Consider the following 14,445-nt stretch of genomic DNA (forward strand, 5'->3'; position numbering starts at 1 on the left):
AAAGTTGGTTATTTTACTTTTACATTTATTAATCTATGAAAAAACCAAATCCATAGAATGACTGGGTTTGATTTTTTCTAAATACATTCAATTATTTTAAGCAAAAGAATTCCTTTTTTAATTAACAATCTATCAAGCCTCGCTAAAACCATCATACTTCTCTTCTTATTATGACGAGGAAAGTCCTACACTACTTAGTTAGCGTTGTGGGTTTATCTCTTTCTGTTTCTTGCTTATTTGTTGAGCGAATGTCATTTTGGAAGATTCTGTTATTTACTTTTTCACTAGTGTTTACAAGACTTGAGAAGTTTTGCTGTTTTGTAAATTGTACAGACTCTGTACCTGTTGGTTGATTGATAAATGGATGAAGTGATGCTATGACTGTTTCTGTATCAGGGACTGAGGAACTACGATTAGTTATAAAACGTGTGAGTCCTGTGCTTTGCTTATTTGTTGACTAGAGGTATTCTCACTTCTTTCGATACTCGAAGTTACAAGATTTAAAAAACTTCTATTCGATGTCGCTTTTGTGATTTCTACAGCATCCGTCGTTCTTGTTGTCATCTGTTCTTGTGCTTTATTTAGTTGAATGTTTCTTTCAAAGATTCCATCCCCAAGTATGTAAGGCAATACTAAATACATAAACATGGTTTCCATTCCTAATTCTTTCTTATTAATGCTTCGCTTAACACTAGGTGGGTCAATAACAGGTCGTTCATTAAATGCTCTTCCATCAGCTAAATCTCTGAGGAGAATCATCACCATTTCTGCATCCATCATTTGAAAATTCGATCGCAACATAGGATTAGTATATACTGCATTAGCCACCGTCCTTACTGATATCGTTGGTTTGTTCAACGAGTCAGCCAAATGGTTGACAAATCTCTTGAATGGTTGAGATGTTAATAAATCAGGATAGTTAACAATAAAACTATTGATTGTATCTGCTCCACTCCTACCAAATCCTGCTGGAATGTCATGATAATGAACCACATCCTCCGTCACTTCAATAAAATGTGTCGTTTCATGTAGGATTGTCTCATGTGCATCTTTTCTTAATTCTGCACCTTCCCTAATAGCCGGATCTAAGTGAAAAGTATCCGCATAAATAATCATTCTACATTCCGGATCTAGCCTTGAAGCAAGTGCATAGCCATGCGGTACCTCTCTATAAAGCGAATGATATTCCTGTGTGCCTGGTAGACGTTTCAGTTCAGTGGAGACGATCCAAATATTTTTATAGTCAAACTCCTCCATTTTTTGAAGGAACGCTTCTCCTTTTTTCGCTATTGAGCTTAGTCTCGTAATAATTTCCTTTAAGATTTCTTCTTTATTAGGAACATAACTCAAAACAAACATGTTAATCAAGTATTGGCCTTCTGGGGTTTCTGCAAAGACTGCTTCTTTTAACAATTTATCACACTTTTCCTTGACCGTTTTACATTTTTCCTGTGCTTTTGTACAACTTTTTTTCAATTTTTCTCGAAATAGATTGATATATTCTGGCACATCATCTGGATTAAGACCGACATACACTCGAAAGTCTAGTTGAGGATTCGAAGGTAAATCTTTAAGGATATCCTGCTTAATTTCGACTTTCAGCCACTCATTATCGTTATAATACATCGGTGGTTTTTCTGGAAGAAACTTAGAAAAATCCCCAAGAGGAATGCTGTCATCTTCAACTCTCGGCTCTTCAAATTTTTTTTCAAAGGGGATAGCCTGTCTAAGCTTCGTCCACTCATCTGCATGCCCAGGTGGATTTGTTGGAAACTGATTAGCGGGTGGAAGCACCACATTTTTAGTCATCTGGGAAGCTACTCCTTGTGAGGTACTTGGCGCTCCTTCTTCAGAAGTTTTTGAAACTTTTTTTCCTTTTTCACGAGAAGTATCTTTCCCTCCATGATGTAGGATTCCTGCTTCACTAGGAGCGGTCGCTTCCATTGCTTGCTTTCTTTCTAATTCTGTCTCAAAACGAAACTGTTCAATCTCAGGATCGAATACCACTACGGTCATCGACTGATTGGTATCTTTTTTTACTAAATGATACCGATACCCATTTTTGTGCAATTGAATCAATGGAATATAGTGATCATAGATCTTGATGTAGGCTCTTCCTAAACTATTCTTCATCAGCCTTCTTTCATCGGGGGCAGAAAGAACACTTGGATCTTTTATTGATTCAAATTCATCCATATTCTTCATTACTTCATCTGCTAATTTTTTCGAAACAAAAGGAGAAGTCGCGGGTTCAAAATACCATTCTTTTCCGTTGAAATTAACGGGGTAAATCTTCTCTCCATCTACCACATCATAACGTACCCCATGTTCTTCAATAGGGGTTACTCTCACAGGAACCGTATGACCGTCTATCGAAATGAAATACTTGGTTTCTTTCCCTTTTTCTGAGACGGACATGACTTTCCCACTGCCATAGGCATTGGGATTTAGATTGGGTTCAACTGCAAAAATCTGATCTGGGTCAATTTCTTTTGTTAAACGATTGATCAGCGCATTTTGTTCCTCCGTAAATGAAGCAGGCTTCGTAAATTTCTCTAATCGATCTCCCCTCAACCAGAAAGGATTGCCATAGACATCACCAGTTTTCAGATCAGTCACCAACCTATAGGATTCATTTTCCATTAGTTTAGCTGGTACTTCTAAGCCCTTTCCTGGTAAGTAAGCCCTGATGACATCTTTCGGTAACGCAGGTGTTTCCTTTACCAAACCTGCCATTCTTTCTAAGAGTTGTTTGACATTTTTTTTCACCCAAACTTCATTTTTTAACTCTACTAACTCTTTGAACACAAATTTACTCCCGTCGGTGATGGATTCGATGCCTGGATCAAGGTATCGTCCAATATTTGTTAGAACCGGTTTGATTTCCGAAACTTTTGGAGTAAATCGAGCCCCTTGACGAATCGCATTTCTTATCCCCCCTGTCGCCATCGCTTTGGCCATTCCTAAGGCAAATTTTGAACTAAGGGAAGTTACTTGCCCAAGAACTGGGATTAGGAGGACGATATCAAGAGTACAAGAAGGAACAGCAGCTGCAACATCTTTATCAATGGAAGATGTCACACAATCGTAAAAAGGAATGAAGTGTTTGGCAACATCCCATATTTGTTCCAAGATGGCTTTATCATTTCCCGAGTTATAAAGATCCTCATACAATTTATCACTATGCTTCTGACTGAACGCATCGATCAAAGGTTGCATGTCCTCTCCTTGTGGCAGCTTCTTACTCTGATCAATACGAGTGAAAAATATAAAGTGCTTCTTCCCTATTAAAATCCCGTCTCCTTCTTTTTTGTAACCTCGGCTCCAAATATCTTTCTGATCCAGTAGTCCATATTGGAGATATGCCAATGGATTTTTATCAACTCGATAGAAAACATAGCCCCCTTCCCTGTCTAGTTTCTTCAAAGCATACCACCGTTTCTCATCTCCTTGGACTGCGACAAATAGATCAGTCTGAGCCAGCCTAAGCCTAGTGCGAAGGGGAGCAGGAACATAGCCTTTCACTGGGAAACCTGGAGCTGTATTAACGGTATGTTCCAACTCAGCAGACGCCTCGTAAAGTTCTGTTTTAAGAGAGAAAATAAACTCCCGTTCTTCGTGATCGAATGCCGTCAACGCAAATTCAATCAGTTTTTGATCCAATGAATAAAAACTATCTGACACAGCCTTGGTCAATTGCTTATACCATTCTTCTAAATCAGGTGAGGTATAGTCGTTAATACTCAGCGTTTTCCCTAGAAGATAATCTTGTTCCAATATAAAAGCTTTGTAGACTAATTTTCCTTTTGCATGTTGAAGGTAAGTTTGAACCACCTCTTGTGCTAATACTTGTTTTCGCCGCCAGTTAAGGACTTCTTTTTGATAAGCTGTAAAGAGGTCATAGAGTATTTCTTGATATTCTTTCAGTTGTAAATACCCATTTTGATGATATTCAATAAAAGTGCTAAGAGCCACTTCATGATAATCGCCTTTTTCCAATGCTTCTCGTAATCGATCTGGGTCTAATTGAGCAACCGCAAGCAACGCAGGAAGGACCGTATATCGTAGTTCTTCCACCCTTTTTATGCCATTTTGGCTGATTTTATCCCAAATAAACGTACCAAACGTTTGAATTTCTGCTTGATTGAATTGTGCTTGAATGCCTAAATCTGCTAGTAACTTTGCACCTGTCAACTGCATCAAGGAGTCATAATTAGAAATTGGCAACTCATCTGCCAGCGTATTGGTCTCAAGAAGATAATTTGGCAATGCATCTTTGAGCAACAGGAACCATAACTTTTTAACAATCAGTTTCTCATCTTCCGTATATTTAAGAATATGTAAAGTAAGAAGACCTCCCTCCCTCAACTCTTCAATCTCAAAGAGTTTTCTAAGGTTGCCGATCGTAAACGTAGAAGGATCGGGAGAGTCAAGGACCTTCTTGATCATATAGGCTTCCATTGAACCTCCTAGTACGTTCTCAGTCACCCATCTCATGATAGTGATTCTCGCATCCTTGTCGGAAATTTTTTCTTTCCCTTCACCTCCATAAAGGTTCAATTCTTTCAAGATCACTTTAGATAAGGATTGGAGCTTGCCATAGCTGAGTATCATTTCCCCTCTTTCTTCTGTAAACCATTTCCCCATCGCAATGAGAATATTCTCTAGGGTTGACTCTTCTTTTAGTATTCCTTCCTGACGGAAGAACTGTGCCACCTGAATCCTCATGTTTTTATCACGCCAATTAGGCGCTTCATACTTAGGTGGTTGTTTCACACTAACGGATGGCTGCACACTCGTTGTTTCTGTGGTTTGGGTTGTCTGGGTTGTCTGGGTTGTCTGGGTCGTTTCTTCTTTCGTTGTTTCAGTAGAAATCAAAGTAGGCGCTTTATCTTCAACCGTAGCATATAGCCAATTCTTAAAGACTGATTCTGCTTTTTTCTCTGAAATATTCGCACCTGTACTTCTTCTAAGGATAATATTGGCTAACATTTTCACTTTCGTGAAATTAATTTTTACCTCATTTTCCACTTTCACAGTCGCCCAATTAGCTGTTTTCACCACTAGCTCATTGGGGTTGGCAGCATCCGCTTCAATGTCTCTTGCAGATAAAAAAGCAACGATTTTTTCACGGAGTTCCTTTTTTTGTTCCTCTGTCCATTCAGGTAACTTTTCTTCCATGCCTACACTAGAGGCTTCTGTTGGAGAGAGGGCCTTGTTCTCACGAGTAAATGCCTCAATCTTTTCTTTTTCCTCTTCATTCGCTTCGACTGCACTGATTTCAATTGCTTCGAATGTATTCGTATCTTTATAGGAATACCCTACTTGTGCATTGTTGTTTTCCCATTGCAGTAAGAGATAGCGTGTCTCTTTCACGGTTCTTTCTTCCTCTTCAAGTCCATATGCTTTTTGCAAGAGCTGGGCGATTTGTTTTTCTCTTTCTAGGATGGTTGCATAGGTTGTTCCTTCAAGGATCCACCCTTGCATCCCACGAATCAATTCGCTGGCGGATTGATCCTTTAGAGAAACTTTTTGTTCAAGCAAGAATTTTCGGATTGCTTCATTCCCGGCTAGTGTTTTCTCCCGCTTTTCAAAAAGCACGCGATGATAATAAATGGTTTGGATGGGCTGATTTTTAGAAATCGTTGGCGTGCGGTCATGGATAAAATCTGTGTAGATTTGATGACTTTCTTTTTTTTGTTCTTTAAGACGAATCACCGATGGCACCTCTGGTTTGGACAATTGATGATGGATCGTTGTATAAGTGATTTCCTGGTAAGTATACCCTTCTAATAAAGTATTGGCCTTCCATTGCTTAAAAATCGCTTGTACCATGATGGAGGACAGAAACTCTCCAAGTCTGAGATCCTCCACACCATAAGCCTTCAATAGGAAATAGGTTAAAAATTGTTTTCTATCAGATTTATCAGAAGCGTCAGTAGTGCTTCCTTTTTTGAGCCATTGTTGTGTGGCTTTTTCTAATTCACTACTAGAGCTTTCTTTAATCGCAATTCCTTCCTTCGTAAAGAACTCTTGCATTTTTTTATTGACAGCACTCGTTTCATCTCGCTTTTGAAAAAGAAGAAAATAATAATAGAAGATCGGTAGCGGCTCAGAATAGCGTGTTGTGGGGGTCACATTATTTTCAATATCTTCAAAGATAGTATGGACGAATTCTAAGTCAGGATCCTTAATCGTGTCTGGAACCACCCCCATCTTACTATTTTCTGTGAGAGGCTCTTTGCGGAATTGTTTTTCACTTAAGTCAGATTGTTTGAGTTCAACAAAGGTGTAGTCTTTGAATACATTGTTACTTTCCCATTGTAGGATCGTGTTGACAGCCTCCGTCGCTGTAAAATTGCGATGAATACCATAACCCTCTAGAATAATAGGAGCCAACTGTTTCTGCCTGGCTAAAATCTCTGCATCTGTTTGTTCATCATGGACCCAATCATGGGCAACAATCGCTGAGGGTTGAGCGGGCAAGCCTTCACTAAACTCTTGTTGTTTAGCTAGAAACTGACTGACTGCTTCATTGACCGTCTCTGTTTCATTCCGTTTTTGAAAAAGTGCAAAATCAAACCAGAAAGGGAGGAGGGGTTCGTAGGTCGGCAACGTCATAGGATGCTTATTAAGGTAAGCCACATGGAATTTGTTCACCATTGCCGCTCCTTCTAAAGATAGTACACCGTAGGTATAGATATTAGTAGAAGTGATCGCTCCAGCTGACCCACTAGTTTTGTACATTCGATCATCTGAAGAAGGTTCCTGAAACTCGTAATCCTTAAAAATATTATTGTCACGCCATTGCGAAAAAATTGCATTGGCTTGATGGTGAGAGATTGTATGGCTCGATAGTCCCGAGGAGGTAAGAATCAGTTCAGCGACTTCTTTACTTCTGGTTTTCTCTATTTCCTTCCCTTCTTTTCTGATCCATCTCTGTGTCGCAGTGATGAGTTGAAGGAGGGATAATCCCTCACAGGGTACTTTTTGATCACAAAGTAATTTTTTGATAGCAGCATTGACCTTTGGTGTTTCATGTCGCTGTTGATACACCGCATAGGTCCCTTCATGATAGTAGATTGGAAGTACCTCAGTGTTTGGTACAGGAGAGGTTTTCCCTTCTAAAAAGGCCGTGATGATACTATTTATTTTTTCTGTGAACGCTAAATATCTTTTATCATACGTATCCGGAGATTGGAATTTAGGAGTGGACGACTTGTCAGACCTTTTGTCAATGGGCAATCCTGTTGTTGTATTGACGTTAGGATCATTAAATCCACTTCCTTTTTTTAATCTTTCATGTATCGTCGTGTTGAGCTGGTTTTCATTCAGTGAAGCAGTCGTTTCCGTATGTGTTTGCTTGGCTTCTTTAAATTGATACTCTTTAAAAATATTATTGTTTCGCCACTGTTGGATAATCGCAGATGCTCGATCATCGGATACCTCTTGTCCAGTGAGTCCCGAGGAGGTAAGAATAACTTCAGCAATTTCTTTACTTCTGGTTTTCTTCTTCTCCTCGCCTTCTTTCCATACCCACCAATATAGAGCATTAATCAATGGAAGAGGAGATAAGCCTTCGCAAGGCTCTTTTTGATTACAAAGAAATTCTTTGACTTTATCATTGACATGGTCTGTTTCATTCCGCTTTTTATACACCTCTGCATCATCCAACAAAAGTGGTAATTTCTCAGAGATTGGTACAGGGGAAGATTTTCCAGCAAAAAAGGCGGTGATGATACTATTTATTTTTAATGCATCCGTCGACAATTTTACAGAAGTATTCGAGGATGGCGTGGTAGAAAATGATGCCATTTCCATTTGGTCCTTAACAGCGCTTGTTTCGATTGTCAGCTCTGTTGTCCCGTTTGACTGATTTTCATTCAATGAAACGGTCAGTTCCGTACGCATTGGTGCGATTTCTTTAAACTTATAACTCTTAAAAAGATTATTGTTTTGCCATTGTAGGATAATGGCTGCTACCTCTGGATCTGTCAGTTCTCTAGCTGGGAGTCCAGAGGCCTCTAGAATGGTATCAGCGATTTTTTTCTTTTTTGTTCGCACAGTCTCAGCATTTTTAGAATTTTCCCAATGTCGTATCTCTAGAAACATGGTCTGCGCTGACATATTTCGACAACGTCTCCCTTTCTTACAAACATCAATTCTCACCTTTTTATTCACTTTCTCGACTTGATCACGCTTTTTAAAAACCTCTAAGTTATACCAGAAAGGGGCCAGATTGGGCGGGAACGTTTCACGCAATAATTTAACAACCGAAAACCCATGAATATATGTTTGAATGACATTTTCTATTTTTACTTGTGTTTCACTAGGAATGACTTCCGAATATTCCAACTGTGGCGCATCCATTTCTGGTGATAATGGCGAAGTCGATGTCGTTACATTCGTCTGGGTGTTTACGGGGGTTGTTCCAGTCGTCACGGGTTTTTCTAAAATTGTTAGTTGAGATTTTTCTGGGATTGGTTGTTGTTGATCTTCAAAAGTGTAACCTTGAAATATATTATTATTTTGCCATTGTAAGAGAACATTTCTTGCCTTGGTATCTATCAGAACTATATCCTGAAGACCGGAGGCTTTACGAATGACACTAGCTAGTTGTCTTCTTCTATCCAGTTTAGTTTCCAGTCCATCTTTTACTTCCCATTTCTCTACGGCATTCAGTAATTCAGCACCTGATAAATCAGCACACGGAACTTCTTGCTCACACAAATAGTCTTTGACTTTTCGATTGACTTCTTGTATTTTATGACGCAATTGAAACGTTTCAAAATCATACCAAAATTCAGGAAGTGGTTCTTTTTTTGGTACAGTAAGAGGCAGTTTATTCAAATATTCTAACGTGATTTGCTTTATTTTTGCTGTTGTCTCTACAGAAAGCTCCTCCCAACTCATCAGAAATTCTTTTACTTCTTCAAAAGTGGTAGGAATTGTGGGGGTTGCCTCTACACCTAATTTTGGGAATACAGCGAAATTAAAATGTTCGATAAACCCATCTACTCTCCTAAAAAAATCCTCCGCCAGCTGCCAAAATTGGGATAAATAACTTTCTCCTTCATGAAGCAACACTGTTGTAGCTTCCGACGTCATTTCTGGGGCTAGTTCCTGAAGATTATTTTTTTGCTTTTTCTTCTTCGATTGTTTTTGCGAAGTCTTCGTTGGGAATGTGTTTTCCTTTGTAAGAAGGATCACTGGAACTTTGAGATCCTTTTCTGATGAATGATTATTGGGAATTTGTTCTCTATAGTCTACCGAAAAGGTTCGCAGTAACCAACCAGCAAAATACGACATCAACGAGCCACTGCTTGTTCCATTTTTTTCTTGGGTATAGCTCGTATTTTCGTGTTGGTAAAAGAACTGGTAAAACAGATCGGTTAGTCCATTCCAAAACGTTTCTGTCACTTGATTCTGTTTGTTATTTAGGGTATCTATTGTAACGTTATATTTGTTTTCAAAAGAATTTTGAAAGGTTTGGCTTAGCTTTTGAGCTGCCTCTTTTGCAGAAAAATGAGGCGATCCTTGAGCCGTTGGATCGTTCTTATGATGAGAATGTCGTGTGGAATTCCCCTTTTCTTGTTTTTTTTGATCATTTTGCGCATTCGATCGAGTGGTCGCTTCCTGACAAATAGTGGTAAATCTCGTTTGTTCCACACTTTCTCCTGTGAGGATGAATGTATTCACTTGATCCGTCCTTCTCGTGGTACTGCAATTCAGAAGTTGATAGATATTATGGATTCTTTGGTGAACAGAAAGACTCAATTCGTGTGCTCTCTTCGCTATGTCGATTTCTTGTGGTATGGATGTCGATGTCTGATGATGGAATGTTTGGTTGGCAAAAAATGGACTAACACTGATAAACGGAGATGCGATTGATGTTGACTGATGAGGCAGGGTATGGGGCGTGTTAGAGGACTGGATTCGTTCATGATTGATGGTAGAGGTGGAAATAAAGGAATGGATCCTTGTCTGATTTCCATCTCTTCTCACGTCAATTCGTGTAGTGGCTTCAAACGCTGGCGAGACTTTTTTAACGACCGGATGTTGTTCAGGAAGATCCGCTAATCGAAGATTTTGAAGAAGCCCCAATAGATAAACTGCTTCAGTAAATGTCAAAGCACCATCTGATGTTAACCATCTTAACGTGTGTGTCATTCTTTTGGTGACATTGTTTAAAATCCTTTGCTCCTCTCCTGGTCGATTCGCGTCATTACGTTTGTTGTAATATTGCCCATTTGTTTTTCTAGAGGCTTCTTGTGACAGTTGAAACTTCTTTGATTGCTTGTATTGCTTTGGTTTGAATCGTATCCTTTCTTGATATGGATATGGCATCTCTTTCACTCCTTTATTGAAATTAATGATATAGTTGGTCTATTCGTATGTAGTAAACAAAAATACCTCCTAATCTCCCCTCTCTTTATAGGATATAATACAAACTTCAAAAGATACACTAAAAAAATAAAACTCTTGACTTATCAAGAATTTTAAGTTCTTTTGACCTTTTTGTGCTTGTACATCAAATCTTACTTTTTCTTGCGCAATCAATAGTTCTAATACAATACACATGGTCTTTAATTTGCTTTTATCATACTTTTATTTAAGTTTCTGCCATTCCTTTTGTCTATTTCCGTCTATAGTAACGAGTAAGCGTTTATTGCTTGCAATCGATATTTTCGCCTTCTCCTTTTATCGAAATAGCTCTATGAAGAATATAATTGCTATCATCTTGAATAATAGGATTATGAGCGCTAACACAAAGTGCTAAAAGAATAAAAACAAAACACCAGTATTACAAAAAATACCACGAAGTTTAAATGTATATTTACACTATGATGCAAAGTATTTTACCAACAAACAGTACTAACAATAAGATAATCTTATTCACATAGATTTCCTCTTTTTTTAGGTTACCGGGCTTTGCCCTCATCTTGCTCGAATTCCTGAATTATACGAACGAATCTGTAACAGAAATATGTCTGTCTTTTTACAAGATAACCTATTAAATCCAAAGAAGGAGATCAATACGATTCAACTTGATTTAGATTAATTCAATTTGGATTAATCGTTCTTCCTGAACTTTACTTAAATAAATACCAGAGGTTTTAACTGGTTGTTTTTCATTTGTAAATGTTGCGTACAGAGATGATCAAAAACCACGATATTATCTGTATGGAAGATTTAAACGCAAAAGGTATGTTGCGTAATCATAAACTAGCAAAATACATGTCTGATGTATCATGGTCTAGCTTTTTTGCTAACTTACAGTACAAAGCAGATAAGTGCGGAAGAAAAATCATCAAAGTAGACAATGGTTTCCTTCTAGCCAATTTACTCAGAATGTGGCCATAAAGATAGCAAGAAACAGCTAAATATTCGGGAGTGGATTTATCCTGTTTGTCATAGGCATCATGATAGAGATATCAATGCAAGAGATTGCATTCTATGGGATCAGCTTAAATCCAATAAAAACTGTAGGAACTACAGGGATAGCTTGGTCAGTAAGAGAACCCCCCGTGAGTAAAGACATATACTTGCAAGTATGTTCTATTCCCAATAATCTCGTGACTTCAGTCATGAGAGGTTCAAGATTTGGCTATTTAGTTCATCTTTTACTTGCTGTTTTACAGAAAAAAATTATACTACAGATAATACAAAAATAATAAACATCGTGTCTATTAAAAAGGAGGATTGAATCATGCAAAAGATCATTGCAAAAATGTCAAATGCATCAAAATCTTTTGGTCAATTAAAAGTATTAGATAATATAAATATAGAATTAAGATCGGGTACGATTTTGGGATTGATTGGCCCTAGTGGTGCTGGCAAATCAACCACAATCAAATGTTTGATGGGTATCGAAAAATTAGATCAAGGAAATGCTGAAGTATTTGACAAAAATATGCCAAATAGAAAAATCTTAGGAAAAATTGGTTATATGGGACAAAGTGATGCGCTTTATGGTGATTTAACTGGAAAAGAAAATTTAATTTTTTTTGGAAACCTAATGGGGTTATCTGATGAGAATCTTACTTATGCTATTGATAAAAATATAAGGTTAGTTCATTTAACAGAATTTTTAAATAAACCAGTAAAAACATATTCTGGTGGTATGAAAAGACGGTTATCTTTAGCTATCACCTTACTTTCTAATCCTGATCTACTTATATTAGATGAACCGACAGTAGGCATTGATCCTAGCTTAAGAGTGACAATCTGGGAACAATTAAAAGAATTAGCCAATACACAAAAAGGGATTATCATCACAACTCATGTCATGGATGAAGCGGAAAAATGTGATTATGTGGGACTAATTATTGATGGAAAGCTATTTGCTCTTGGCTCACCAAAAGAATTGAAAGAAAAATTTGAGGCAAATAGTATTGAAGAAGTCTTTTTGAAAGCTGAGGTGAGTGTAAAATGATTCGATTTAAAGCAATCTTCACTCGTGTGATCAAAGAGCTGATTCGAGACAAACGTACTTTAGCACTTATGTTGATCGCGCCAATTCTCGTTTTAAGTTTAATGAATATTATTTTTGACTCAAATTCAAATACCCATGTGAAAATCGGTGTAGATCAGGCAGTTCCTACAGAATTAATCGATCAGTTTCCTTCTGATGAAGTAAAAGTTAAGCATTACAGCACAGGAAATAACTATAAAGAAAGGATGCTTGAAGATGATTTAGATGCTTTTGTCACATTAGATGGAACTACTTTCCATATTACATATGAAAATGAAGATCCAACTAATACGGCAAAAATAAAAGGGTTATTCCAAACTTTATTAACTACAAAAAAATTAAAAGAAATGACTGTAACTGTACAAAAACTAGCCGCACAAACCGGACAACAAGTTACGATAGAAAATTTTTCGATAAAAAATTCATATGTTTATGGTGGAGCAAATAGTTCATTCTTTGACAAGATCTTTCCCATTTTGATTGGTTTCTTCGTTTTCTTCTTTGTATTTTTAATTTCAGGAATCGCCTTGCTTAGAGAACGTACCTCTGGAACTTTAGAAAGACTATTAGCTACACCTGTCAAACGAAGTGAGATAGTGATGGGCTATTTGGCCGGTTACGGAATTTTTGCGATCATCCAAACATTGATCATTGTCTTCTTTTCAATTTATGTATTAAATCTAGAAATAGTAGGTAGTTTATGGTGGGTGATCACAACCAATATATTGATTGCTCTGACTGCTCTATCTATGGGGATATTTGTATCTACCTTTGCCAACTCAGAATTCCAAATGATCCAATTTATTCCTTTAGTTGTTGTTCCTCAAGTCTTTTTTTCAGGATTGATTCCACTAGAAAGCATGGCTGATTGGGTTCGTTACGTTTCCTATATTTTTCCATTAAGTTACGCTGGAGATGCGTTAACGAATATCATGATCAAAGGGCAAGGCTGGTCCGCTATTTCTTTTGATTTAGGGATATTAATAGTATTTGTTCTTGTTTTTACTTTTTTAAATGTTATCGGATTGAAAAGATACAGAAAGGTTTAAACATTGGTTTTTCGTGGAAAAATAATAACTCCGATCTTTTTTACCGACTAATGTGATACTTTAATAAAATCATAAAACAGCGGCAAATCAATATTCTGTATTGTCTTGTCGCTGTTTTAAAAAAAGTCTATACCCTAACCCTTTTAGCTTTAGTTGAAAAGGTGAATTCTCCTATCTTCCCCTTTTCGCTCTTTAGAATTGCATAGCATCAATGGAAACATACTAAGATTAGTGAGAGTGAAAGGAATAGGATCCAACAACAACACGCTGCACCGAATCATCTCGTTGATTACTATTACAAACTAAAAAAGCAACCCGTCCCTAAAAAGGAAAAGGTTGCCACAGTCGCCTGTATGAACAAGCTTCTGAAGTGTATGCATTCCATGGTCAGGAATCATACAATGTACGCTTATGCGTATACGGCCTCTAACGACCAATAAAGGATTAACCTTATAGACTCATTATAGCACAGACCAAGTAAAAAAATTTTCTTATTCCTTGGTTTATTTCGTATACCTTCATTTTCTTCTTCTGACTCTAGATTAAAAATAAATCATTTGATTTATAAATTTCTCTTGACTAATCGTAGGAAAGAGCATGGGACAAAAGTGTAATTTACTCTTGTTTCATGCTCTAAATACGTATAAACGGCGGTATCAGAAGCGACTCCTTCGATAATAAGCTGAAATTCACAAAAATTTGAAAAGCAATTTTCGTGAATTTCAGCTTATTACTCGGAGCTTAACACTTCCGTCCCAGCCTCTTTATATTACTTACCAGTCACTGCAAAATAGTTGCCGTCAGGATCAGCAAAATTGAAGACATATTCTTCACCTAACTGAACGAGATCCCCTAAGACTACTTTTTGCTTTTGCATCAGTTTATAAAGATCAAAAATTTCTTCGCTGTAAAACATCAAAG

At 37.4% G+C, this 14,445-nt stretch carries 4 protein-coding genes and 2 pseudogenes; 4 read left to right on the forward strand and 2 right to left on the reverse strand.

Features of this window, described 5'->3' with window-relative positions:
- Positions 1 to 417: 417 nt before the first annotated feature.
- Complete coding sequence (locus tag A5844_RS04000) at positions 418 to 10,347, reverse strand: QWxxN domain (RefSeq protein ID WP_086283980.1); 9,930 nt, start codon at positions 10,345 to 10,347, stop codon at positions 418 to 420.
- 798 nt (positions 10,348 to 11,145) lie between these two features.
- On the opposite strand from A5844_RS04000, the pseudogene A5844_RS14535 reads away from it, so the two are divergent.
- The 4 genes and pseudogenes from A5844_RS14535 to A5844_RS14540 form a co-directional block, all read left to right on the forward strand.
- Positions 11,146 to 11,536: pseudogene (locus tag A5844_RS14535) on the forward strand (zinc ribbon domain-containing protein); the annotation flags it as partial.
- A gap of 174 nt (positions 11,537 to 11,710) precedes the next feature.
- A complete protein-coding gene (locus tag A5844_RS04010; protein ID WP_086283981.1) occupies positions 11,711 to 12,436 on the forward strand; it encodes an ABC transporter ATP-binding protein in 726 nt (241 codons plus the stop codon).
- Positions 12,433 to 13,524 (forward strand): ABC transporter permease, encoded by a 1,092-nt coding sequence (locus tag A5844_RS04015; protein ID WP_086283982.1) that lies wholly within the window; start codon positions 12,433 to 12,435, stop codon positions 13,522 to 13,524. The genes A5844_RS04010 and A5844_RS04015 overlap by 4 nt, the downstream gene beginning before the upstream one ends.
- Positions 13,525 to 13,766: 242 nt before the next feature.
- Positions 13,767 to 13,964: pseudogene (locus A5844_RS14540) on the forward strand (IS110 family RNA-guided transposase); the annotation flags it as partial.
- Between the two features lie 329 nt (positions 13,965 to 14,293).
- On the opposite strand, the gene A5844_RS04025 reads toward A5844_RS14540, so the two are convergent.
- Positions 14,294 to 14,445, reverse strand: a 152-nt coding sequence (locus A5844_RS04025) for a VOC family protein (protein WP_502489086.1), incomplete at its 5' end; no start/stop codon positions are given.

Source organism: Candidatus Enterococcus wittei (assembly GCF_002140175.1).
Taxonomy (GTDB): domain Bacteria; phylum Bacillota; class Bacilli; order Lactobacillales; family Enterococcaceae; genus Enterococcus_B; species Enterococcus_B wittei.

What these genes read in the sequence shown, in the direction of transcription:
- A5844_RS04000 (WP_086283980.1), bottom strand. Translation starts at nt 10,347, where the DNA reads ATGCCATATCCATATCAAGAAAGGATACGATTCAAACCAAAGCAATAC.
- A5844_RS04010 (WP_086283981.1), top strand. Translation starts at nt 11,711, where the DNA reads ATGCAAAAGATCATTGCAAAAATGTCAAATGCATCAAAATCTTTTGGT.
- A5844_RS04015 (WP_086283982.1), top strand. Translation starts at nt 12,433, where the DNA reads ATGATTCGATTTAAAGCAATCTTCACTCGTGTGATCAAAGAGCTGATT.